General features: G+C 72.3%; 28 protein-coding genes. 9 read left to right on the top strand and 19 right to left on the bottom strand.

The window, feature by feature from the left end; genetic code table 11:
• Positions 1-92: 92 nt before the first annotated feature.
• Together ACQPY0_RS24095 and ACQPY0_RS24090 are read left to right on the top strand one after the other, a co-directional pair.
• Positions 93-1061: a sigma-70 family RNA polymerase sigma factor gene (locus ACQPY0_RS24095; RefSeq protein ID WP_432995368.1), complete on the top strand. Its 969-nt coding sequence runs from the start codon at positions 93-95 to the stop codon at positions 1059-1061.
• Positions 1062-1144: 83 nt separating this feature from the next.
• Positions 1145-2026, top strand: coding sequence for a YybH family protein (locus ACQPY0_RS24090; protein WP_432992783.1), 882 nt, complete (start codon positions 1145-1147; stop codon positions 2024-2026).
• A gap of 128 nt (positions 2027-2154) precedes the next feature.
• On the opposite strand, the gene ACQPY0_RS24085 is transcribed toward ACQPY0_RS24090, so the two are convergent.
• A complete protein-coding gene (locus tag ACQPY0_RS24085) occupies positions 2155-2496 on the bottom strand; it encodes a hypothetical protein (protein ID WP_432992780.1) in 342 nt (113 codons plus the stop codon).
• 346 nt (positions 2497-2842) lie between these two features.
• Here ACQPY0_RS24085 and ACQPY0_RS24080 point away from each other — a divergent pair, with 346 nt between their 5' ends.
• Together ACQPY0_RS24080 and ACQPY0_RS24075 are read left to right on the top strand one after the other, a co-directional pair.
• Complete coding sequence (locus ACQPY0_RS24080; protein ID WP_432992777.1) at positions 2843-3529, top strand: winged helix-turn-helix transcriptional regulator; 687 nt, start codon at positions 2843-2845, stop codon at positions 3527-3529.
• Positions 3444-3914 carry a glycerophosphodiester phosphodiesterase family protein gene (locus ACQPY0_RS24075; RefSeq protein WP_432992774.1) on the top strand — a complete coding sequence of 157 codons (471 nt, stop codon included), beginning with the start codon at positions 3444-3446 and terminating at the stop codon, positions 3912-3914. The genes ACQPY0_RS24080 and ACQPY0_RS24075 overlap by 86 nt, the downstream gene beginning before the upstream one ends.
• On the opposite strand, the gene ACQPY0_RS24070 is transcribed toward ACQPY0_RS24075, so the two are convergent.
• Both ACQPY0_RS24070 and ACQPY0_RS24065 read right to left on the bottom strand, forming a co-directional pair.
• Complete coding sequence (locus ACQPY0_RS24070; protein ID WP_432992771.1) at positions 3878-4744, bottom strand: hypothetical protein; 867 nt, start codon at positions 4742-4744, stop codon at positions 3878-3880. The genes ACQPY0_RS24075 and ACQPY0_RS24070 overlap by 37 nt on opposite strands.
• Positions 4741-5850, bottom strand: coding sequence for a hypothetical protein (locus ACQPY0_RS24065; RefSeq protein ID WP_432992769.1), 1110 nt, complete (start codon positions 5848-5850; stop codon positions 4741-4743). Before ACQPY0_RS24065 ends, ACQPY0_RS24070 begins: the two co-directional genes overlap by 4 nt.
• A gap of 130 nt (positions 5851-5980) precedes the next feature.
• Here ACQPY0_RS24065 and ACQPY0_RS24060 point away from each other — a divergent pair, with 130 nt between their 5' ends.
• A complete protein-coding gene (locus ACQPY0_RS24060; protein WP_432992766.1) occupies positions 5981-6646 on the top strand; it encodes a 2-phosphosulfolactate phosphatase in 666 nt (221 codons plus the stop codon).
• Here ACQPY0_RS24060 and ACQPY0_RS24055 read toward each other — a convergent pair.
• Complete coding sequence (locus ACQPY0_RS24055) at positions 6616-7377, bottom strand: class I SAM-dependent methyltransferase (RefSeq protein WP_432992763.1); 762 nt, start codon at positions 7375-7377, stop codon at positions 6616-6618. The genes ACQPY0_RS24060 and ACQPY0_RS24055 overlap by 31 nt on opposite strands.
• 28 nt (positions 7378-7405) lie before the next feature.
• The gene (locus ACQPY0_RS24050; RefSeq protein WP_432992760.1) at positions 7406-8170 is read right to left on the bottom strand and encodes a class I SAM-dependent methyltransferase; all 765 of its coding nucleotides are present in this window, start codon (positions 8168-8170) and stop codon (positions 7406-7408) included.
• 79 nt (positions 8171-8249) lie between these two features.
• Between ACQPY0_RS24050 and ACQPY0_RS24045 the strand changes: the two genes are divergently transcribed.
• Together ACQPY0_RS24045 and ACQPY0_RS24040 are read left to right on the top strand one after the other, a co-directional pair.
• A complete protein-coding gene (locus ACQPY0_RS24045; protein WP_432992757.1) occupies positions 8250-8999 on the top strand; it encodes a magnesium transporter MgtE N-terminal domain-containing protein in 750 nt (249 codons plus the stop codon).
• A gap of 24 nt (positions 9000-9023) precedes the next feature.
• Complete coding sequence (locus ACQPY0_RS24040) at positions 9024-9242, top strand: hypothetical protein (RefSeq protein ID WP_432992754.1); 219 nt, start codon at positions 9024-9026, stop codon at positions 9240-9242.
• Here ACQPY0_RS24040 and ACQPY0_RS24035 read toward each other — a convergent pair.
• The 5 genes from ACQPY0_RS24035 to ACQPY0_RS24015 are packed head-to-tail and all read right to left on the bottom strand — an operon-like array spanning position 9221 to position 14222.
• A complete protein-coding gene (locus ACQPY0_RS24035; protein WP_432992751.1) occupies positions 9221-10069 on the bottom strand; it encodes a sugar phosphate isomerase/epimerase family protein in 849 nt (282 codons plus the stop codon). The two genes, ACQPY0_RS24040 and ACQPY0_RS24035, sit on opposite strands and share 22 nt — an antisense overlap.
• Complete coding sequence (locus tag ACQPY0_RS24030; RefSeq protein WP_432992748.1) at positions 10066-11172, bottom strand: Gfo/Idh/MocA family protein; 1107 nt, start codon at positions 11170-11172, stop codon at positions 10066-10068. The genes ACQPY0_RS24035 and ACQPY0_RS24030 overlap by 4 nt, the downstream gene beginning before the upstream one ends.
• A complete protein-coding gene (locus ACQPY0_RS24025) occupies positions 11169-12026 on the bottom strand; it encodes a carbohydrate ABC transporter permease (RefSeq protein WP_432992745.1) in 858 nt (285 codons plus the stop codon). The genes ACQPY0_RS24030 and ACQPY0_RS24025 overlap by 4 nt, the downstream gene beginning before the upstream one ends.
• Before the next feature lies 1 nt (position 12027).
• Positions 12028-12900, bottom strand: a complete 873-nt coding sequence (locus tag ACQPY0_RS24020) for a carbohydrate ABC transporter permease (protein WP_432992742.1) — start codon at positions 12898-12900, stop codon at positions 12028-12030.
• Positions 12897-14222 (bottom strand): ABC transporter substrate-binding protein, encoded by a 1326-nt coding sequence (locus tag ACQPY0_RS24015; protein ID WP_432992739.1) that lies wholly within the window; start codon positions 14220-14222, stop codon positions 12897-12899. The genes ACQPY0_RS24020 and ACQPY0_RS24015 overlap by 4 nt, the downstream gene beginning before the upstream one ends.
• 162 nt (positions 14223-14384) lie before the next feature.
• Here ACQPY0_RS24015 and ACQPY0_RS24010 point away from each other — a divergent pair, with 162 nt between their 5' ends.
• A complete protein-coding gene (locus tag ACQPY0_RS24010; protein WP_432992736.1) occupies positions 14385-15440 on the top strand; it encodes a LacI family DNA-binding transcriptional regulator in 1056 nt (351 codons plus the stop codon).
• 127 nt (positions 15441-15567) lie between these two features.
• Here the strand turns inward: ACQPY0_RS24010 and ACQPY0_RS24005 are convergent, their stop codons facing one another.
• The 9 genes from ACQPY0_RS24005 to ACQPY0_RS23965 all read right to left on the bottom strand — a co-directional run bounded on the left by ACQPY0_RS24005 (position 15568) and on the right by ACQPY0_RS23965 (position 21641).
• Positions 15568-16410 carry an SAM-dependent methyltransferase gene (locus ACQPY0_RS24005; RefSeq protein WP_432992733.1) on the bottom strand — a complete coding sequence of 281 codons (843 nt, stop codon included), beginning with the start codon at positions 16408-16410 and terminating at the stop codon, positions 15568-15570.
• A 73-nt stretch (positions 16411-16483) separates the two neighbouring features.
• A complete protein-coding gene (locus tag ACQPY0_RS24000) occupies positions 16484-17305 on the bottom strand; it encodes an ABC transporter permease (RefSeq protein WP_432992730.1) in 822 nt (273 codons plus the stop codon).
• Entirely contained in the window at positions 17265-18056 is a 792-nt protein-coding gene (locus ACQPY0_RS23995; RefSeq protein ID WP_432992727.1) for an ABC transporter ATP-binding protein, read from the bottom strand. The genes ACQPY0_RS24000 and ACQPY0_RS23995 overlap by 41 nt, the downstream gene beginning before the upstream one ends.
• Entirely contained in the window at positions 18040-18543 is a 504-nt protein-coding gene (locus tag ACQPY0_RS23990; protein WP_432992724.1) for a MarR family winged helix-turn-helix transcriptional regulator, read from the bottom strand. Before ACQPY0_RS23990 ends, ACQPY0_RS23995 begins: the two co-directional genes overlap by 17 nt.
• Positions 18544-18570: 27 nt before the next feature.
• Positions 18571-19194 carry a hypothetical protein gene (locus ACQPY0_RS23985; protein ID WP_432992721.1) on the bottom strand — a complete coding sequence of 208 codons (624 nt, stop codon included), beginning with the start codon at positions 19192-19194 and terminating at the stop codon, positions 18571-18573.
• On the bottom strand, positions 19191-19532 hold the full coding sequence (locus ACQPY0_RS23980; protein WP_432992718.1) for a MazG nucleotide pyrophosphohydrolase domain-containing protein: 342 nt from the start codon (positions 19530-19532) through the stop codon (positions 19191-19193). Before ACQPY0_RS23980 ends, ACQPY0_RS23985 begins: the two co-directional genes overlap by 4 nt.
• A 130-nt stretch (positions 19533-19662) precedes the next feature.
• Entirely contained in the window at positions 19663-19986 is a 324-nt protein-coding gene (locus ACQPY0_RS23975) for a hypothetical protein (RefSeq protein WP_432992715.1), read from the bottom strand.
• Positions 19987-20130: 144 nt separating this feature from the next.
• Positions 20131-20703, bottom strand: a complete 573-nt coding sequence (locus ACQPY0_RS23970; RefSeq protein ID WP_432992712.1) for a maleylpyruvate isomerase N-terminal domain-containing protein — start codon at positions 20701-20703, stop codon at positions 20131-20133.
• A complete protein-coding gene (locus ACQPY0_RS23965; protein WP_432992709.1) occupies positions 20661-21641 on the bottom strand; it encodes a fatty acid desaturase family protein in 981 nt (326 codons plus the stop codon). The genes ACQPY0_RS23970 and ACQPY0_RS23965 overlap by 43 nt, the downstream gene beginning before the upstream one ends.
• An 80-nt stretch (positions 21642-21721) precedes the next feature.
• Here ACQPY0_RS23965 and ACQPY0_RS23960 point away from each other — a divergent pair, with 80 nt between their 5' ends.
• On the top strand, positions 21722-22387 hold the full coding sequence (locus ACQPY0_RS23960; protein ID WP_432992706.1) for a copper homeostasis protein CutC: 666 nt from the start codon (positions 21722-21724) through the stop codon (positions 22385-22387).
• The last annotated feature ends 2 nt before the right edge of the window (positions 22388-22389 follow it).

The raw sequence follows: 22389 nt of genomic DNA, 5'->3' as shown, positions 1-22389 counted from the left end.
TCTGTCGCTGTAGCGTGACGGTGGTGGGCCATGCCGGGGATTCTGGGAGTAGTTCGCATCGGGTTGGCGAGTCCGACGTGGTGGAGTTGTTGGTGGCGGCGCGGGCGGGTGACGGTGATGCCTTCGGCCGTTTGGTCGGGCCGTTGCGGGATGAGCTTCGCGCGCACTGCTACCGGATGCTCGGGTCGGTTCATGACGCGGAGGACGCGGTCCAGGAGACCTTGGATCGGGCGTGGCGCAGCCTGGACCGGTTCGAGGATCGCGGTTCGATCCGGCCGTGGCTGTACAAGATCGCGACGAACCGGTCGCTGACGATTATCGAGCGTCGGGGGCGTCGCGAGTTGCCCACCGATCTGAGCCCGGACGGCGTTGCGCTGGTGGAGGCGGCGTGGCTGGAGCCGTACCCGGATCGGCTGATGGGTTGGACGGCGCGGCTGGGTCCGGAAGCCCGCGTCGTCGCGCGGGAGAGCGTGGAGTTGGCGTTCGTCGCCGCCTTGCAGCACCTGTCCGCTCGGCAACGAGCCGTCCTGCTGCTGCGCGATGTCCTCGGTTACGCCACCAGCGAGGCCGCCGACCTGTTGGACACCACGGTCCCCGCGGTCAACAGCGCATTGCAGCGGGCCCGCAAGGTGCTTGCTGGTCTGCTCCCGGACACCAGCCAGTGCCAGACTCTCGACGCGCTGGGCGAGGCTGCGCAGCGGGAGCTGGCGAAGCGCTACATGAGCGCGTGGGAGGCCGGTGACGTCGACGCCATTGTGGCGATGTTGACCGAGGACGCACGATACTCCATGCCGCCGCTGAGGGTCTGGTACGAAGGCCACGACGGGATCCGCGGGTTCCTCGTCGACGCCGTGCTGCGGCACCGGTGGCGCTTCCTGCCGGCGCGGGCGAACGGGCAGCTCGCGTTCGGCACATACCTGTGGAACGACGAGCAGGGCGTGTACGCCCCGGCCGGCCTGGACCTGGTGGTGCTCCGCGGCCGGCGGATGGCCGAGGTGGTCTCGTTCCTCGACGCCGACTTCCCGGCCTTTGGCCTGCCGGCCCGGCTGACCGGGAAATGAATCGTCGGGCGAGCGATGATTTTGCCGACCGGCCCGGGTTGTAGTCCTGACGGACGCATCAACCCGCGCGAACGGAGCCGAGCATGTCCACCAACGAGGAACAGATCCGTACCCTGATCGAGCGCTGGGCCGAGGCGGTTCACGGCGGGGACCTCACTGCAGTCCTTGCCGAGCACGCCGAGGACATCGTGATGTTCGACGTGCCGCCACCGCATCAGGGCGTGCGTGGCCTCGACGCATACCGTCAGACCTGGCCGCCGTTCCTGCGGTGGCAGGCCCAGGGTGCCTCGTTCGAGATCGAGTCGCTGGTCATCACCGCCGGCGACGATGTCGCCTTCGCGTACGCCCTGCTGCGCTGTGGCACCGAGCACGACTTCGCCGACAATCCTGACAACCGGCTGCGGCTGACGTTCGGCCTGCGCAAGCAGGACGGCCGGTGGGTCGTCGCCCATGAGCACCACTCCTTTGCGCTCACCGACGGAGCCACCGCGGCGGACCCCACCCCCGACCGGGGCCAGGACCAGGACACCGTCGCGCAGGACCTGCGCGGGCTACACCAACGCTGGTTCGACAGCACGGCCGCGAAAGACCTCGACGGTCTGATGGCCCCCATCGCCGACGACGTCATCTCGTACGAACACGAGGAGCCGCTGCAGTACACCGGTGTCCAAGCCGTGCGCGAGGTCTGCAAGGCCGGACTCGACGCGTCCGGCGACGGCACCGTCACATGGACCGTTCCCGACCTGAAGATCCTGGTCGACGGCGATCTCGCCGTCGCGTGGGGCCTCAATCAGATGCAGCTGAACCCGACCGACGCTCAGGCGAGCGAGAGCTGGTCCCGGGGGACCCGAATCTTCCAGCGCAGAAACGGCACCTGGCTGCTGATCCATCAGCACCTCTCGTACCCCTACGACCCAGCCACCGGCGCCACCAAGACCGACCTGCGCCCCGATCCGGAACACTGACAGTCGCCTACGGTGCGGTGGTACCGAATGCGGCAACTCGCACACCTTGGCCGGAACGCTCTCGCCTCAGGACCGACTCACCGTAACGCTTCGGGACCGCCATGGAGATCATTCAACCCGCAGACACGTCAACCGCGCAGGCCCAGCACGTCGAAGGTGCCGAACTTCCCGGCATCCGCCTTTCCGCGCATGCTGTCACCCTCGACGGTGACCGTGAACGCGGCCGTCACTTTCGCCCGCAGCGGCATCCTCAGCGTCTTGACGACGCTCCACCGGGCCTCGTCACCCGAGACCACCCCGTCGGCGATCTCCAGCATGGCCGCCCGGTAGTCGAGCGACCCGGTCAGCCGATCGCCGTCACGATGCAGAACCAGTACGGCCTTCTGCTCACCGATCGGCGTATCGATCGACAACGCCCAGGTTCCCTCGACGGCCACCAAGCGCCCCTGCCCGCCGTCCGGCACCGCCAAACCGGTGACCCCGCACATCACCCACCGGCGCCGTCGGTCCGGAAGTGCTGCGACCGGCCTTCCAGTGAGTCCGCTCAGTCTTCCCGGCGGCCGTGGACGGTCAGTCGAGCAGCCCGTACGACGGCGCCATCGCCCCCGGCGGCCCGTCCGGCGGTCCGGTAGGTCTCGAACACACGGCCGTCCCGGCGCAGGTAGCACGCCTCATCCCGAACGCGCGCCCGGCGACGAGGGTGCCGAGCGACTCCGCGGGTACCGAGCACCAGGGTGCCGGTCGGCCTCGAAGTGCCATACTATGAGGTTAATAGCGAGTGCTATGATCGGGCAAGGATTTGGGGAAGGGTTGTCCATGCCGGCTCAGCGGGGCTATCGACAGGCCTGCGGCATCGCCCGCGGCCTCGACATCGTGGGCGAGCGCTGGTCGCTGCTCGTGGTGCGTGAGCTGCTGCTCGGGCCGAAACGCTTCACCGACCTGCAGCAGGCGCTCCCGACCGCCAGCCCCAACGCGCTGTCGGACCGGCTGCGCGAGCTGACCGACGCGGGCGTCGTACACCGCCGGCAGCTGCCCCCGCCCGGCGGTGCGCGGGTCTACGAGCTGACCGCGTGGGGCCACGGCCTCGAGCCGATCGTGATCGCGCTCGGCACGTGGGCACTGGCCGCTGCGCCGACCGCGGAGCAGCGCTTCGTGAGCGCGGACAGCGCCATGCTGACCATCCGGACCTACTACACGCCGGCGCCGGGGCGGCCCGGGGCGGCACTGCGGATCGAACTACGCGACCACGGCCCCGCCGGGGTGTTCGGCGTCCGCCTCACGCCGGCCGGCGCGCAGATCACCCACGAGCCGCCCGCAGAGCCGGACGCCGTCCTGGTCACCACGACGGACGCCCTCCTCGCCGCGTTCGGCGAGGACGACCTGACCGGGCTCACCGCCGCCGGCGCCGTCATCACCGGTGATCCCCAGGCCCTGCGGGATCTCCTCGCGGCCGTACACGTGCCGGCCGGTCAGCCCGCGGACAGACCGGCCGGAAACCCGTAGTCGCCCCAGTTGGTCCCGGCCACGACCACCACGGCGACCCGCATCCACCCGCCGCAGGTGGAACACCCTGCCGTCGCTGCGCGCGGCGTTTGCCGCCAAGATCGACGTCCAGCTCACCAGCGACGGCCGGCTCGCTGTCTTCCACGACGCCACCCTGCAGTGCCGCACGGACGGCACCGGCACCGTCGGCGAGCACACCCTGACCGAGTTGCGCGAGCTCGACCTCCGCTGGTCCTGGTCCGCTACGAAGGCGGCTGGTCGGCCGGCTTCGACACCCCCGCCGACGTCGCCACCCTCCCGAAGGGCTACACCAGCGCGTGGACCAACCGCGCCGACGTCGTCGCGCCCCTATTGCACCCGTGAGCCCGGCAGAGGTATGTACTGACCCTTGGCCTCCAGCTCCTGCGCCGCCCATCGTTGAACGGGTCCCGGCCAGTCCCTCCAGGAGATGAGCGTCAGCAAGACACGGGAGTTGGACTTGTCGATCGCAGCCAGCGCGCGGATGCATCGCCGGGCGTCGGCCAGATCCCCGGTCGCGAACACGAACTGCCCGACCAGGCTCTCCAGCAGCTCGGCGGCGTCGTCGTACCTGAGCCGTCCCAGCGCGTCCACGAGGTGTCCGGGGCGGGGCGGCCTGGCATCCGATTCGAGCACCTCGCACAGCACCGCGGCGACGTCGACAAGCTCGGCGGCCGCGGCCAGGTCAACGATCGCGTCGAGCGCATCCCACCGCGCCTCGGCCGCGAGCCGGCGCACCATGGGACGGGCCGCATCAGCGAACTCCGGCACCCGAGCGAGCACCGCCGATGCGGCCTGCGTGTCCACCGGACCGGCCGGCAGGACGCGCAGGACGCCGTCGGCCAAACGGTCCAACCGCTGCGGATTCGGCACCGATCGGTCGAGGGAGCGCGGCCCGCATACCTCACAGGGCGGCTCGCCCCAGTTGTCGACGTCCCACGCAACGTCCCGCCACGGCGACTCGATCTTCCCGGCCGCGATCATGGCGCGCGACTCGCGATCGTTGCGGTACGCCAGCGGAATCACCGTCAGCGCAAGCGCTTCCCCCGTCGATCGAGACCGTGCAGACTCCGGCCTCCTGCCGTGCCGGGGACCGGGGCCCGTCGCCATCCACTCACGCAGCGCGGACTCGTAGTCGCCCCAATTGGTGCCGACCACGACCAGCACGTCGTCGGAGTCCCACTCGCCACCGGTCACAGCAGGCCGCGCTCGCGCAGCCGGGCGAGCCGGTCCGGCGGCAGGCAGTCCGCCAGATTCTGCCGCAGGTCGACCAGCTCGAGGTCGGCCGCGTACACCACGAAGTCGTCGGTGACCGGTAGCGCGTCCGAGAAGTCGCGGAGGTTCAGCCGGGCCGCCACCGTGCACAGCAGCCGGCGGCCGATCGCCGCGCCGGCGCGGGTGTCGTGGTCGTCGGCGTCGAGCAGGGCGAGCTCCTGCCGTACGAGCCGCGCCCGGCCGGCGTCGTCGGGGTCGAGCTCGACGTCGGTGACGGCGTCGAAGTCCGCCGGCGACCATGCGGCCTCGGCGTCGCCCGCCGACAGGTCGGCGCGCTCGTCCGCCGTGGCCGCGTGGACCTCGATCGTCAGCGGGTCAGCCCGGTAGTAGCTCAGCGCCACACAGTCCGCGGGCCCGTCGAGCGCCAGGCGCGCCGCCGCGTGCGGAATCCGCGCGACGAGGGCGTCCTCGACGGCCCGGGTCGCCGCGTCGAGGTCGAACCCGACCGGCGGCCGCTCGTAGCGGACCTCCGACTGCTGTCGCGGACCCCATGTCCCGATGATGCGGACCAGGCCCCGGTCGTCGTGCTCGGCCGTCAGCACCGAATGCGGTCTTGCGTCGTGCTCGATCTCGACGCGGCTGATCCTCGCGCCGGTGTACGCGTACGACTCCCGGCCCGAGCCGGCCCGCGCGACCATGTCGGCCGAGCGCATCAGTCCGCCCGCGAAACGGTACTCGTGCAGGAATACGGGCCCGTCAGTGTGGAAGCACGCCGCCTCGACCACGTCGCCGTCGTGGCGGGCGAACGTCTCGTCGGTCCGGCGCCCACCGAGGAAGCCGCTGTACTCCTCGATCACGACCACCCGGCCGCCGGCGTCGAACCCGATACGCAGGACGTCCCGGTCCGCCGCCGGCCGCACGTCCAGCCGCCGGCCCGGCTTGAGCAGGTCACGCTCGAACCGCAACGGACGAAGATCAAGACCCGGCCAGCTGTACCAGTCCCAGCGCACGACGGCCGCGGTCGCCGCCGCCTTCCGGGCCTCGTACTCCCCGGCGAGCCGGGCGAACCGCACAGCAAGGTCGGACACGCCCGCGATCCTACGGCCGCCAGGCCACTCAGGCGCCGCCTGCCGCATGGGCTACCGGGTCGCGATGCGAGAATTTCCTTGCCGGTCGGGCTTACCCGGCCAACGATCGGGTGCCGTGACGATCGTGGGTATGGACGCCGAGATCCCGGGCGGGCGGGTCGTTGTCGTCATCGATGTCATCCGTGCCTTTACGACGGCCGCGGTCGCCTTCGAGCGGGGCGTGGCGGAGATCGCCTGCGCGCCGTCGGTCGAGGTCGGGCGGGAGCTGCGGCGGCGGCAGCCGGACCGGCTCCTGGCCGGGGAGGCGGGCGGGCTCAAGCCCGCGGATTTCGACTACGGCAACTCGCCGTCGGAGATGTCGGCGGCGCCGGTCGACGGACGGCGTCTAATCCTGGCGACGTCCAACGGCACGCTCGGGCTCGCCCGGTGTCCGGACCCGGCGGCGCTGCTCGCGGTGTCGGCGCCGAACGTCGGGGCCACCGCCCGATGGATCGCGAGCCACCACGCCGGCACTGCGTGGACGCTCGTCTGCACCGGGCGGACCGCCGAGGACTGGGCCTGTGCGAGGTACCTGGGTGGACTTCTGGACGGGTCAACCCCGGCGCGGGCGGACCTGGTGGCGGGCATCGCGGACGGCGCCGCCGAGCATGCGCGTGCCTATGCGCGACTGCCCGCGTCCGAGCGCGTCGACCTGTCCGGAGACCTCCCCTTCTGCCGCGATGTCGACCGGTCCGGATTCGCCATGGTCGGTGAGGTCCGCGAGGATCACGTCGTCCTCGGCAGGGTGCCGTGCTGAATATCGCCGCGGCGGGCGGCGACGACGAGGAAATTCGGCAGGTGGACGTAGGCGTCGATGCCGTCGGGGCCGTCCGCGGCGAGCTGGGGCGCCAGGCCGGGCTCGGCGATCTCGGTCAGGTGGCAGCCCAGGCCGGCGAGCTGGTTGAGGTAGGTCGAGAGGGTGCGGTGGAAGTCGACGCCGCTGGGCCCGGGGATCTCGTACTCCCCGAGGTAGCGGTCGGTGCGGTACGCACCGTGCCGGCGCCACGACGACCACAGCTGCTCGAAGCAGGGGTGGTTGACGGTGAACACGAACAGCCCGCCGGGCTTGAGCGCGTGCACGCAGGCCCGCATGGCGCCGGTCCAGTCCGGGATCGCGGGCAGGACCATGCTGGCGACCACGGCGTCGAACGGGCCGCCGAGGTCCGGCAGGGCGCACAGGTCGGCCTGCACGTACTGGATGCCTTGCGGCGCAACGGTTTCCCGCTCCACGGCGAAGTCGAACAGCGACTGGCCGGGCTCGACGCCGACGACCTCGGCGCCCTGCCCGGCCAGGGCGCGGCTGAGGTAGCCGTTGCCGCAGCCGGCATCGAGCACCCGCTGCCCGGCCGGGTCGCCGAGCATGCGCAGCAGGACGGGGTTGATCAGGTGGCGCTTGGCGAAGTCGCCGTCGTGGGCCATCTCCTCCAACAGGGTGCGGGGCATCGTCCCCCACTGTTGGATGGCCATGTCGTTGGTCCACTCGGTCACGGTGCGCGGCCTCCAACGTCCGGCGATGTCAGGCGGTGGCGGTGACGGTCCAGGCCGACGCGGTGACCTCGAACGGGCCGTCCGGCGGGAGCAGGGCCGCGCACCGGGTCCGGAGCTTCTCGCGGCCGGCCGGGTCCAGGGACTGCATGTGGTCGCCCGCCGTGCCGACGCCCAGCGTGTACGGCTCCCACCACTCGTCGAAGTTCGCGAACGTCGAGCGGACGCTCAGCACCGCCGGCTCGATGTCGCGCAGGCCGGCCGCCGCGAACAGCTCCGCCAGGTGCCCCTCCCGCACGCCGGCCAGGCCGGACTCGTCGCGGGCGGACGGGTCGAGGTCCAGGACCGCGCGCCAGAATGTCGACAGCGGGCCGGTACCGCCGCTGGAGTGGTCCCAGACGCAGGCGCCGACCATGCCGCCGGGGCGGGTGACGCGGGCCATCTCGCGCAGGCCGGCCACCGGGTCGGTCATGAAGAGCACGACCAGCTGGGCCAGCGTGACGTCGAAGGTCGCGGCGCCGAACGGCAGGGACTCGGCGGAGGCCTGGCGGACGTCGAGGCCGGGGAAGCGGGACCGAGTCGCCGCGACAAAGGGCGGGGACGGGTCGACGGCGCAGACCGCGGCCGTGCCCAGGCGGGTGACCAGCTGCGCGGTCAGGGCGCCGGGGCCGCAGCCGACGTCCAGGGCGCGCCGGCCCGGCGAGGGGTCGGCCAGGGCCGCGAACTGCGCGGCGAGGGGTTCGGAGTAGCGGCCCATGAATCGGCCGTACGCGTCCGCGCGAACCTCGAAGCTCACACCTTGAGACTGTACGGCTTGGCAAGCCCGGCCGGGCGGACCATGTTCCGGGCGGCCGCGGCGGGTGTATGAACGGCTGATGCTGCCCGGTGGGATGATGCCCGTCACACAGCTGGTCGCGATGATCCGCAGCTCACCGCCCAAGTCGGCGGCAGGGCTGCTCATGGCCATGCCCGCCGAGCGGCTGCCGGTGGTCACCGCCGCGATGCGGCCGGCCGACCTGGTCCGGATCGTGCCGGCGCTCAGGCCGGAGGCGCGGCGCGGGCTGATCCGGGCGCTCGGGCCGGAGCACCTGTTCGAGGTCATCCGCGGGGTGCCGCTGGACGAGGCCGCCGGCCTGGTGCCGATGGTGCCGACCGATCGGCTCGCCCCGGTGGTGGCGGGGCTGTCCGACTCGGCGCTGGCGGCGCTGCTCGGCGGGCTGCCGCAGGACCAGCGGCAGCGGGTGGAGTCGGTCGCCGACCCGCGGCGGGAGCGGCGGGTGCTGGGCCTCGCCTACGAGGACTCGGTGAGCCGGGCGCTGGCCCGCGGCAACCTGCAGGTCGGGCGGCAGGACGACGTGATGGTTGTGACGAAGGGGCGGTGGCGGATCGTGGTCGCCGCCCGGCACGACGACGACGGGCGGGTCGCGGTGCTGGCGGCCGAGGACGCCGCGTACACGGTGCGCGCCGACGGGGTGCTGGCGGTGACGGACCAGCCGACGGCCGGCGAGGTCCTGCAGTACTGCCAGGGCGCCCGGGACGCGGGCCGGCCCCTGGAGACGGCGACGTGGGTCGACGAGCGCCACGACGGGCACCTCATCCGCACGCTGGTGAGCCTGTTCCGCTGACTGCTTGCCGATGGCACCCACATCGTGCTGACGGTCGTGAACAACCCGGGCGAGTGGTTCGCCGGCCACGACGGCGGCGCCTACACCAAGCCGGCGCCGGTGCGCGGGCTGGAGCAGATCGACGACCTGCGCCAGCCGGTCCGGGTCACCGCGCCCGGCGTGTACACCGCCTTCGACCGCACGGCGGTGTACACGTCAACGGACGGGCTGCGCTTCACCCGTCACGAGCTCAGCCCGAGCTGACCCTTCACGTACGCGAGGTTGTCGCGGGTACGCTCGGCCAGGGGCAGCGCCGTGGAGAAGTCCTCCAGGGTGACCCAGCCGTCGTACCCGTGCTCGCGCAGGGCCCGCAGGTAGGCGCCGACGTCGGCCTGGCCGTCCCGCAGCGTCGCCCAGGCGGGCCGCCACGAAACGGTCCCGTCGGGGCCGGTGCCGGCCCGGTGCCAGGCGACGTTCTTGACGTGGACGTGCTGCAGATACGGCCCGAGCAGCTGGAACGCGGCCCGGTGGTCCTCGTGGCCCTCGATGACGAGGTTGCCGAGGTCGTGGATGACCCCGACGGCCGCCGGGTCGAGGCCGTCGACGAGGCGCAGCGCCGCCGACGCCGACGAGGCGATCGTCTCGTGGTGCAGTTCGACGAGGACGGCGACGCCGAGGCGGGCCGCCTCGGCGGTGGCCCACTCGAGGTCCTTGCGGGCCCCGGCGAACAGGTCGCGGTAGTCGCCGGTGGCCAGCAGCGGCATGGTGACCCGGACCCGGCCGGCGCCGAGGGTGGCGGTGGCGGCCAGCAGCCGGGCGACGTCGGTGCGTTCGAAGCAGCGCGCGTATCCGCCGAGGCCCGAGTAGGCAAGGCCGGCGCCGCGGGTCAGGGTGCCGATGTCGGCGAGGCGCTCCTCGAGCCCGCTCAGCGGCCACGTGGCCCGGTTGCCGGCCCAGAAGCCGGGGACCTCGGTGTGCTCCTGGTCGGTGATGCGCCACTCGACGCCGTCCCAGCCCTGCGCGGCCAGCTCGGCGACCGCCTGCTGCGGGGTCCAGTCCGGTGTCGAGGCGGTGAAGACCGAAAACCTCACGGCGTCACTCCCTGGGTGTGCGGCTCGACGTCGTCCAGGGCGCCGTCGAGAACCTCGTCGAAAACCACGGCACGGCCCAGCGCCGCGGAGACGTAGACGGCCCGCACCAGGCCGAGGGCGAGCAGCCCGTCCCGCACCGGTACCCCCGGTGCCCGGCCGGTCTCGATGGCCTCGACGATGTCGGCGTACTGGCGCAGGTGGCCGGTCACGAACCCGTCGGGCGCCTTCGCGGCCCCGTACAGCTCCTCCGGCGGCACCAGATCGGCGGCGGTGAGGGCGGGGTCGGCGGCGGTGTGGAAGTACTCCAGCTGGTCGTCGTGCAGGATCGCCGAACCCTCGGTGCCGTGCACGGCGAGGCGGACCGGCAGCCCGGGCCGGGCGGACGTGGTGGCGTGCAGCACCGCCAGGGCCCCGGACTCGAAGCGGATCGTGGCGGCGGCGAGGTCCTCGACCTCGATCCGCTCGTGGCTGACCAGGGCGGTGCGGGCGTAGACCTCGGCGGGCCGGCCGAGCAGGGCCAGCAGCTGGTCGACGAGGTGGATGCCCTGGTTGGCCAGGGCCCCGCCGCCGTCGAACGCCCACGTGCCACGCCAGTCCGCGGAGTCGTAGTACGCCTGGTCGCGCCACCACGGCATCGACGCCACGGCCGAGGTGAGCTTCCCGAGCCGCCCGGCGCGGACCGCCCGCAGGACGGCGGCGATCGCCGGGTCGAAGCGGTGCTGGCTGACCACGGCGCTGACCAGGCCGCGGCCGGCCGCCTCCGCGGCGACCTTCGCGAACGCCCGCGCCTTGGCCAGGTCGGTGTCGAGGGGCTTCTCGACGAGCAGGTGCGCGCCGGCGGCCAGGGACTCCTGCGCCGCGGCGATGTGCAGGCCACTGGGCGTACAGATGGAAACGATGTCGATTTTCGCTGTTGCCAGGGCCTCGGTGAGGGTCAGGTGGGCCGACGGGCGCGGGTCGAGCCGCGCGGCGAGGGCCTCGGCGGCCTCGATCCGCGCGTCGACGAGCGCGGCCACCCGCAGCCGCGGATGGCGGGCGATCGCCTCGGCATGGTTGGCGCCGATGATCCCGCTGCCGACGATCGCCACGTTGAGCACGGTCATTTCACCCCTCCGGCCGTGAGGCCACCGACGAGGAACCGCTGGAACGCCAGGTACAGCACCACCACCGGCAGCGCGCACACGAGTGCGGAGGCCATCAGCTGCCCGTAGAGCGGGATCGCCCCGCCCTCCTGGGTCGCCCCGAACACCTGCAGCGCCACCGCGGCGGTGCGGGTGTCGGCGTCGGTGATGACGGAGGCGAACAGCACGTCGTTCCAGCCGAGCAGGAACGCGAAGATGGCCGACACGACGAGGCCGGGCCAGCTCAGCGGGATGACGATGGAGGCGAGGATCCGCCAGGAGGAGGCGCCGTCGAGGCGGGCGGCCTCGTCGAGCTCGTGGGGCAGGCCGCGCAGGTACGTCACCATCACCCAGGTCGAGAACGGCAGCGCGAACGTCAGGTAGGTGACGAACAGCGCCCACCGGGTGCCGATGACGTCGATGCCCAGCACCCGGGCCAGGTTCGCGAACAGCACGAACACCGGCAGCAGCAGGAGCGTGCCGGGGATGCTCTGCAGTGCCAGCAGCCCGCGCAGGACCAGGCCCCGCCCGAAGAAGGTGAACCGGACCAGGACGTACGCGGTCGCGACCGACACCAGCGCGGAGACGACGGCGACGCTGCCGGCGACGAGGACGCTGTTGACGAGGCCGTCGCCGAGCGCGACGGTGTCCCAGATGCCGGCGTAGTTGCCGGGGTGGAAGGCGCTGGGCCAGAAGTCGCCGCGGGCCACCGCGAGGTCGTCGTTGACGCTGGCGAACAGCATGTACAGCACGGGCGTGAGCGCGAACACCAGCAGCCCGGCGATCACCACGGCCTGCAGCCAGCGGGGCAGGAGCCGCTGCACGTCAGTCTTCATGTCAGCCCTCGCTCCGGTTGAGCCGCACCGCTCGCAGGTACACCGACAGCGGGACCGCGACCAGGATCAGCGACAGCACCGCCATCGCCGCGCTGAGCCCGAACTTGAAGTTCTGGAAGCTCTCCACGTAGGTCAGCACCGGCAGCACCTCGACGTCGTGCGGGGCGGGGACGCCGAAGAGCACGTACGGCAGCGTGAAGCTGTTGAGGGTGTGCAGGAACTCGATGACCATGCCCAGGCCCAGCACCCCGCGCAGGTGCGGCAGGACGACGTGGGTGAGCTTCGCCCACCAGCCGGCGCCGTCGAGCGCGGCGGCCTCGTACACGTCGTCGTCGATACCCTGCAGGCCGGACAGCGCGAGCAGATACAGCAGCGGCCACGACGTCCACAGCTGCACCGCGACGAGGGCCCAGTAGCTGCGGGGGCCGTTGAGCCACAGGTAGTCCTCGCCGAGCAGGTGCCCGGCCGGGCCACCCGGCGCCAGGATCGTGCGCCACACCGTGCCCACCACGAACGCCGGCAGCACGTACGGGATCAGCAACGCCGAGCGCACCAGTGCCCGGCCGGCGAAGCGCTGCTGGGTGGCCAGCGCCGCGGCCAGGCCGATCGGCACCGCGGCGAGGGTGACGATGACCGCGTAGCCGGCGGTGACCCGGATCGCGTGCGGCAGCGCGGTGCCGGTCCACGCCTCGACGTAGTTGCCGATGCCCACGCCGGGGGCATCGGTCCACTGCCGCAGCGTGTACTGGTTCAGGTCCAGTGTGGACACCAGCAGCGCCACCGCGAGCGGCACCAGGATGACCACGACCATCAGCACGCCGCCCGGCGCCAGCATCCACAGTGGACGCCGGCGCCGGGAGACGGCCTTGCTCATCTGGCCTCGTCCACGGCGCTCTGCGCGTCCTTCTGGGCGGCGCTGACCAGGGATCTGAGCTTGCCGTCGTCGACCTTGCCGGCCTTGAGGTCGGGGATCGACTGCACGACGACGTTGAGCAGGGCCAGCTGCACCTTGCTCCAGCCGCCGTTGAACGGCGTGCCGGCCGATTTCGACGCCGAGTCCACGATCGCCGCCAGGGCCGGGTCGGCCTGCAGCTCCTTGGCCGCGGCCGCATTCGTGGGCAGCTCGCCGAACGTCCTGTAGTACGACTTCTGCTGCTCGGCGCTGGTCAGCAGCTTGACCAGGGCGAGCGCCAGGTCCTTGTGCTTGCTGTACTTCGCCACGACCAGGTTGTCGCCCGACAGGATGCTCGTCGCCCCGACCCCGCCGCCCGGCCGGCTCGTGGCGCCGGGCGGGACCGTGGGCATGACCGCGTACGCGTACTTGCCGGCGACCTGCGACTTGTCCAGGGTGACCTTGGACGTCGCCGACACCATCGGCAGGAACGCGGCCTTGCCGGCGCCGAACTCGGCGATCGCCTGGGCGTTCTTCCAGCCGACCGCGGCCGGGTCGACGACCTTGTCGGTGGCCAGCCAGCCGAGGTACGTCTGGTAGGCCTTCAGCGTCGCGGGGTCGTCCAGCGACGCCTTCCGGCCGGCCACGAGCGGGTTGCCGGCCTGCACCGACATCGCCCAGATGAACTTCCACGGGTCGAAGCCGTCGGCGTAGGCGATCGCCATGCCGTGGGTGCCGCCGGCGGTGAGCTTCCTGGCCTGCTCGCGCAGCCCGTCCCAGCTGTCGGCGGGCCTGTCGATGCCGGCGGCCTTGAGCAGCTCGGTGTTGTACGCCATGACGAACGGCCGGCTGGTGAACGGGATGCCGACCTGGTGCTGGGCGTCGGGCCCGGAGACGCCCAGCGCCGCCGGGACGAAGTTCTCCTTGCCGCCGGCCTTGGCCCAGTCGGCGTCCCGCAGTTCCAGGAACGCGCCGGTCGCGTAGGCGGTCGGGGTGAACGTCGTGCCGAGCGAGTACACGTCCGGCCCCTGCCCCGACACCACCGACGTCTGGATCTTCGTCAGCTCCTCGTTGGCGGAGGCGAACGTCTCGAACTTGACCTCGGCGCCGGTCTGGGCCTTGAACGCGTCGCTGGTGTCGCTGAACCACTGCCTCTGCTGCTGCGGGTAGATCGTGTTGGCCTGCACCAGCACGTTGATCGTCTTGCCCGCCCCGTCCGGTCCGGTGCTCGCGCTGTCCTCGCCGCAGGCGGTGAGGACCAGCGCCACGGCCGCACCGACGGCGATGATCTTCAATCGGTTCATGGGGTGTCCACTCCTGCGTGAGCGGGCGTCGCCGGGTCTTGCCGGGGGTGTCGGCGGCGCATTGAAGCTGATTGACGGCCGATCGGTTGCGGACGCTATCAGCGCAGCTGAACGGGTGGCAATCGGTTGCCATCGTTTGCCAAATCTGCTTGCATGTCGCGCATGCCCCGCGCCGATCGGGAACGCCCGGTCACCATCAACGACATCGCCGCGGCCGCCGGCGTGGCGGCCTCCACGGTCTCCAGAGCCCTGAACAACCCCGGCCGCGTCAACGCCGCCACCCGCGAACGCATCGAGGCCGCCGCCCGCGAACTGCGCTACGTGCCCAGCTCCCCCGCCCGCGCCCTGTCCTCCGGCCGCACCCGCGCCATCGCCGTGCTCGTCTCCGACGTGACGAACCCGTTCTACTTCGGCGTGATCCGCGGCACCCAGCAGCAGCTCAAGGCGGCCGGCTACGCCCAGCTGCTCATCGACACCGAGGACTCCGGCGAGTTGGAGGCCGAGATGCTGCACAAGATGCGCCGCTCCCTGGACGGCGCCATCCTCGCCGCGTCCCGCCTCCCCGACCGCGAACTGTCCCGCCTGGCCGGCGAGATCCCCCTGGTCACCATCAACCGCAACGTCCGCGGCGTGCCCAGCGCCATCATCGACACGCCCGCCGGCATCCACCAGGCCGCCGAGCACCTGCTGTCACTGGGTCACCGCGACATCGCCTACGTGTCGGGCCCCCAGCGCTCCTGGCCCAACGAGGCCCGCTGGCACGCGATGCAGGACGTGGCCGCCCGCCACCACCTGACCTTCACCCGGGTCGGCCCGTTCCCCTCCGGCCGCGGCTCCGGCCCCGCAGCCGCCGACGCGGTCCTCAACACCGGCGCGACGGCCTGCATCGTCTTCAACGACCTGCTGGCGATCGGCATCCTGCAACGCCTGCGCGAACGCCACGTCCGCGTGCCGGCGGACCTGAGCGTGGTGGGCTGCGACGACATCTTCGGCGCCGACTTCTGCCACCCCCCGCTGACCACCCTGGCCGCCCCGATCGAACAGGCCGGCCGCGTGGCGGTCTCGATGCTGCTGTCCCGCCTGGACCGCACGACCGCCCCGCCGCCAACCACCCGCCAGCAGGTCATGCTGCCGGTCCACCTGACCGTCCGCGGCTCGACCGGCCCCGCGGCCGCCGCGTCGCACCCGCGTGGGACGGTCCAGCCTCACCCTCGATAGCGATCACGTTCGTGGACGCGGGCCCCGGCGTTGCGGGGCGTTGAGTACCACCCGGTCGCGTCCGATCGCGCCCGATGCGCCCGGTAGCGTGTTCCCGCGCCGGGCAACCCCAGCCGTGGTCAGGACGTCACGGAACGCGGGCGACCACGCCGTATATCGCGGTGTCGACCAGCGGTGGGCGCTGCTCCTCCGGAACCGGGTTGCGCCAGGCCGTGACCGGCACGATGCCCGGTTCGACGATCTCCAGGCCGGTGAAGAACGCCGCTACCTCGTCCTTGGTGCGGGGGACGGCGTCGACCTTCAGGCGGCCGGCTCGGATCTCGCGCTCGGCGAACTCGCGGGCCGCGGGGTCACTGAGGTCGACGGTGCCGTGGGTCATGACGACGTAGCTGCCTGACGGGAGCGCATCGACGAGCGTCCTCACCACCTCATACGGCTTGTGCTCGTCGAACAGGAAGTGCACGATCGCGATGAGCATGAGGGCGATCGGCCGGTTGAAGTCCAGCGTCTTGCGCAGGCTCTCGTCGGCCAGGATGTCCTCGGGGTCGCGCAGGTCCGCGTCGATATACGCGGTCGCGCCCTCGGGAGTGCTGCTCAGCAGGGCCCGCGCGTGCGTGAGCACGATCGGGTCGTTGTCGACGTAGACGATCCGGGAGTCGGGCGCGACGGACTGGGCCACCTCGTGGGTGTTGTCCGCCGTCGGGATGCCGGTGCCGATGTCGAGGAACTGCCGCACGCCCGCCTCACCGGCCAGGAAACGCACCGCCCGCTGCAGAAAGTAGCGGTTCTCCAGCGCCGTCGTGCGGATCGCGGGATAGACCCGGGCGATCGCCTCGCCGGACTCGCGGTCGGCGGCGAAGTTGTCCTTGCCGCCCAGCCAGTAGTTGTATCGCCGGGCGGGATGCGCCGTGGTCGTGTCGATCCGCTCCGACCAGCCGGGCAGCTCGTCGGCCCCGACACCATCCGTCATGGGTACGCATCGTAGGCCATCACCGGCTTGTGATGACAGCGCGTGTGGATCACCCTTCTGTGACAACGACTTCTCAGCGGGTGAGCCGGCCCAGAATCCCCGAGGCCGTGAACACGGCGACCGCCACCGCGGCGATCAGGACGCCGAAGTCGAGCAGCAGCCGCGCGGGCGTGCCGATCAGCAGGCCCCGCAGCGCGTCGACCTCGTAGCTGAGCGGGTTGACGTGGTTGAGCACGCGCAGCCAGCCCGGCATCACCGAGACCGGATAGAGCGCGTTCGACGCGAAGAACAGCGGCATCATGATCGCCTGACCGATACCCATCATCCGGTCCCGCTTCAGGACCAGGCCGGCCAGGGTGATCGACAGGCAGCAGAAGAACGCCGAGCCCAGGACCAGCACCACCGCGGTGCCGAGCAGCCGCAGCGGGTTGGTCGTCAGCGCGACGCCCAGGACGGCGGCCAGCACGATCACGACCACCGCCTGCACGAGCGACCGGATCCCGGCCGCGAACGCCTTCCCGGTGACCAGCGCCGCCCGCGGCGTCGGCGTCACCATCAGCTTCGCCAACACGCCGGCGTCGCGCTCCCAGATGATGTGGATGCCGTAGAAGATCGATACGAACAGCGCCGACTGGGCCAGGATGCCCGGGGCCAGGAAGTCCAGATACGGGATGCCGCCGGTCGGGATCGCCCGCAGATGGGTGAACGTCTGCCCGAAAATGATCAGCCACAGGGCCGGCTGGATCGCCCGGGTGATGACCTCGGTCCGGTCCCGTCGCAGCTTCTGCAGCTCCACCAGGCACATGGCGAAGACGCGGGTGAACAGGACCCGCACCGGGTTGGCCGGCCGCAGGTCAGCCGAGGCGGCGTGCGGCGCGGCGAGCTGCGCGGACATCGCTGATCCCTCCTGAATCGAGGTCGTCCCCCGTGTACTCGCGAAAGACGTCGTCGAGGCTCTCCCCCTGCGCCGACGCGATCAGCTCCGCGGGCGTGCCGAGGGCCCGGACCCGGCCGCGGTGCATCAGCGCCACCCGGTCGCAGTACTCCTCGGCCTCCTCCATGTAGTGCGTCGTGACCAGCACCGTCATGCCCGTCTCGGCGCGCACCCGGGTGATCCGCTCCCACACCCCCGCCCGCGCCACCGGGTCGAGCCCGATCGTCGGCTCGTCGAGCACCAGCAGCCGCGGAGCGCTCACCAGCGCCTGCGCGAGCTCCAGGCGGCGGATCATCCCGCCGGAGTACGTCGCGGCCGGACGGTCGGCGGCCTCGGCCAGGCCCATCGCCTCGATCGCGGCCGCGGCGCGGGTCTTGCGCTCGGCCCGGGGCACGTCGAAGAGGCGGGCGAAGAGGGCAACGTTCTCGCGGCCGCTGAGGGCCGCGTCGGCGGACAGGGCCTGCGGGACGTACCCGATCAGGCGCCGCACCGCCATCCGGTTGCGCCGCACGTCCAGCCCGAACACCGCGACCTGCCCCGCCTGCGGCGGCAGCAGCGTGGTCAGGACCCGGATCGTGGTGGTCTTGCCGGCGCCGTTCGGCCCGAGCAGCCCGAAGATCTCGGCCGGCCGCACGCTGAGCGAAAGGTCGTCGACGGCCAGGGTCTCCTTGAACCGGTGCCGCAGCCCGCGAATCTCAACGGCCGGCGTCATCGGCACCTCCCTCCGTATCGCGTCCTAGGATACTAGGCAAGGACTTGTCGTCGGCCAGCAGGCCGGCGAGGCGCGCCAGCACCGGTACCGCCGAAGCCAGTGCCTGCCGTTCGTCCGCATCGAGACCGTCCAGCGCGCCCGCCAGCAGCGAGACGCGCGCCTCGCGCCAGGCCTTGAGGCGGGCGGCCGCGGACTCGGTGAGGAACAGCCGCGCCGAGCGGCGGTCGGCCGGGTCCCGCTCGCGGCGCAGCAGGCCGGCCTCGGTGAGCTGGTTGACCAGGGTGCTGACCGAGTTGCCGGCGAGGTGCAGCTGCGCCGCCGCGGCCGAGACCCCGGTCCCCGGCTCGGCCTCGACCAGCCGCAGCAGCTCGACCTGGCTGCCGGTCAGCGCCGGGACCGCGAATCCGGCCCGCACCCGCCGCCGCAGCACCCGGCGCACGCCGTTGAGCTCGGCGGACAGCGCCTCGGCCAGGTCCTCGTTCTCCACCCGGCGAATAATACCTCGTTAGCAGAGCTAATGAGAAGCCAGGTCCAGCTCGTACCGGTCCCCGCTCGGCCGGAACCCCAGGCGCGCGTAGTACGGGGCGACCATGCCCGGCGGTGTGAGCACCCGGCGGAACCCGTGCGCGGTGAGCTGGCCGCTGCGGCGGAAGACGAACTCGCCCGGGCTCAGGTCGCGGTAGCGCCGGGTGACGTAGTCGAGGTCGACCTGCGCCACCCCGGGGTCGGCGGGGTCCGGCCGGAGCATGAGCACGCCGACGATCTCGTCGCCGTTGAGGGTCAGAAACGCCAGGCGCCGCTCGTCGTCGAAGCGGAAGTGCGGGTTGAACCGGGCGATGTCGGCCCAGTGCACGCGCAGCACGTGGGCGAGGAAGTTGTCGTCGGTGGCGACCTCCACCACCTGGTAGATGCGCTCGTCGTGGCGGGTGCGCAACAGGGAGTACAGCTGCCAGACGTTGACGATGGCGAGCGTGAGGTTGAGTCCCACCATCGGCCAGACGCGGACCCCCGTGTTGTAGCCGACCAGCACGACGGACCCGACCAGGTTGAGCACCCGCAGGCGCAGCAGCCGCCGCTGCAGCAGCGACCAGACCAGCAGCGCGGAGCCGGCCCACCCGACGATCTCCAGCCAGCTCACGGCGCCTCCCGCCAACCGCGGGAGTACACGACGCCGAGCTTCGCCGCGACCGCCCGCTCCAGGTCGATGCCCATGGTGTGCGCGGTGACGAACGCGGTGATCACCACGTCGGCGAGCTCGGCCTCGACGTCGGCGAAGGAGCCGGAGCGGCGGGCCAGGCCGTAGTGGCGGCGTACCGCGCCGACGAACTCGCCGGCCTCCTCGGCCAGGGCGAGCGTCTGGCGCAGGTGCGGCGCCTCGGCGAACCCGGCCGCGGTCAACTGTTCGGCGATGTCGGCGGCGACGCCGGGCAGTTCGGCGAGCCTGAAGGAGGGGGAGGTGTCCACGATGCACAGCATGCCGGAGTTCCTGACGCCTCCGGCAAACCGCCTCGCCGCCGTAGGGGTGTGACCGGGCCCGCGGCCGGTGGGAGGCGGACTTCGCCGTCCGGATCACCGGGCGCCGGCGACGACCGCCAGGCCAGCAGAATCAGCGCCGCCCCGATGAGCCCGTAGAGCGGCTCGAGCCAGGAGAACTCGGGCAGGTACGCGACCTCGAGCCCGATCCAGACCACCAGCCCGGCCCGAGCGCCGCGGCCGCTGCGCTTGCCCACCGTTGCCCGATGCGCAGGGCGGTGATCAGCGACCCGGCACCGAACCCGAGACCGAGCACCAGGCCGGGCAGCAGCCAGGAGTCGACGAGCGGGATGCCGTCCAGCCACGCGCCGGGCAACGCCCCGAACGCCATCGCGACCGCGCCGCCGACCGCCGTCACCCCGACGAAGCCGAGCAGAACCACGAGCAGCCTTCGCACGCCTCGATGGTGTCCCCGCCGCCGCCCTACGCCCCAGAGGCGTTCGCCCCGTCGTCCCGGGCCGGCCGGTCCCAGAGGTCGGCGACCGACGGAGCTGGGCACCGCGGCGGTCGGGTGACGCGTTGCGGGTCGTTGGGTTCGCGGCTACCGGGTCGCCTTGACGACCCAGGAGTCGCGGCGCGGGTGGTTCGGCAGCGCGATTCGGCCCGTTGCCCAGAGCAGGGTGCGGCCCGCGTGCGGGTCGGCGTCGTGGGGTACGGCCGGGAAGAGACGCCGCAGGACCGCGGACGCCAGGTTCGCCGGCGGGGTCCAGGACGAACCCAGGCCCTGCGCGATGTCCCAAGTGTGGACCAGGATCTCGTTGACCGCCAGGGCCGCGAAGCCCGTGGGATCGGTCGGGCCCCAGTGCCAGGCGCGCGCCTCCGGGCCCGCCGCGTCCAGTTCCAGGCGGAGCAGGCGGGCGCACGCGGCCGTGATCCGCAGGACCGTGCGGGCGTCGGTGCCGGGGCGCACGACGAGGTCCAGGGGGAGGTACCGCTCGTCCGCGCGGGCCGCGAGCTGGGTCGCGTACGCGGTCAGGTCGTGGGCCAGGTGCTCGGCGGTCTGCCGGCAGGTCCAGGTCAGCTCGCCGGCCGGCGCCGACCAGTCACGAGTGACGAGTGGCGACAGGAGGGTCAGGGACTCGTCGAGGGCGCGCCCGACATCTCGGCTGTCCATTGTGGAACCTTATCGGCGGGTGGCAGGGGGCGCACGTCGTCGGCGGTCAGCGGGATCGGGCCCTGGAACTGGCGGGCGAGCGCGGTGAACCAGCCCAGGTGGATCTCGTCGCGGTCGGCGGCGAACGCGGCGCGCAGCTCGTGCCAGCGCAGGCCGGGGTGGCGGTGGTGGACGTTGTGCAGGTTGAACGCCAGAACGAAGAACTCCAGCGGGCGCGGCAGGGCCAGGTTCATCGCGTCCAGGGGGCGCTCCAGGCGGGTCCGGTAGTGGTACGCGTTGTCCGCCAGCGACACGATCAGCGCCCGCGCGCCGACCGCGCTCCACAGCAGCCAGGCGTGGCGTCCGTAGGCCAGGGTGCTTCCCGTGTACGTCACGACGATCGCGATCGCCTCGAGGCGGAACCTGCGCAGGTTGTCGCGGCGGGCCACGCGCTCCAGGAGCAGGCCGGTCACCGAGTCCAGCGAGTCGGTCCGGCGCACCAGCATGCGCCAGCCGGGGCGGGGCAGCACGACCAGCAGGACCGAGAGCAGCTCGGCGAGGTACAGCCCGCCGAGCAGCCGCGGGTAGTACGTACGCGCGGCCGCGAGCCAGCTCGTCTTCCGCGGATCGTAGACCTCGGTGCGCTCGCGCTGGGTGCGGCTGTAGCGGTGATGCAGCAAATGGCCGGCCTTGAGCAGGGTGAACGGGCCGCCGTAGCCGACCGCGAGCGCGCGGCCGAGCCGGTCGTTCCAGCCGCGCTCGCGCAGCAGGGTGCCGTGGATCGCCTCGTGGATGAGCGACCACAGCGGGACGGTGGTCAGGGCGGCCGGGACGAGCAGCCACGCCCAGCGCGGGTCGAGCGGCAGCAGCAGGAGGGGCAGCGCGAACAGTTGCAGCAGCAGCACGGCGAACGCGGCTCCCACCAGTGCGATCGCCAGCGCGGACGGACGGCGGACCATAGATCGACGTTAGCCCCGGCTTGGCGAAGACCGAGTGACTTCCTCGCGAAGCCTTCTCGACCGGGTGCCACCATGGGGGTGTGCTCCTGGAGATCATCGTGCTGGACGCCGCCGACGCCCGCAACGCCGAGGCCGGCGGCGCGGACCGGGTCGAGCTCGTGCGCGACATGACGGCCGGCGGCCTGAGCCCGTCCCCGGCGACCGTCGAGTCGGTGCTCGCCGCGGTGTCGATCCCGGTTCGCGTCATGCTACGGCTGACGCCGGACTTCGCACCGGACGTACCGTCGCTGCTGCGAACCCTCGATGAACTGCGCGGTGCCGGCGCGGCGCAGTTCGTGCTCGGTTTCCTCGACGCCGGGCGAGGCGTGGACCCGGCTGTGCTGGACGCCCTCGGCGGGGCGCCCTGGACCTTCCACCGGGCCGTCGATCACGCCGCCGACCGCGCCACGGCCTGGAAGGCGCTCGCCGGGCTGCCCGGGCTGACGTCGGTGCTCACCGCCGGCTCCCCGCACGGCATCGGCGCCGGGCTGTCCACGCTGCTCGACGAGGCCGCGGCACACCCCGGGCTCATCCTGGCCGGCGGCGGCCTGCGGGAGCCGCACCTGGGGCCGCTGGCCGCCGCCGGGGTGCGCGCCTTCCACTCGGGCAGCGCGGTGCGCCCCGGCGGCGCCTGGACCTCCCCGGTCGACCCGGCCCTGGTCCGCCGCCTGCGGCGGCGGCTTCAGGCGGACGGGCCGGCGACCTGACC

The sequence above is a fragment of the Dactylosporangium sp. CA-233914 genome (assembly GCF_050942935.1).
In the GTDB taxonomy this organism is placed as follows: domain Bacteria; phylum Actinomycetota; class Actinomycetes; order Mycobacteriales; family Micromonosporaceae; genus Dactylosporangium.
This window is presented reverse-complemented; position numbering and strand designations above follow the sequence as displayed.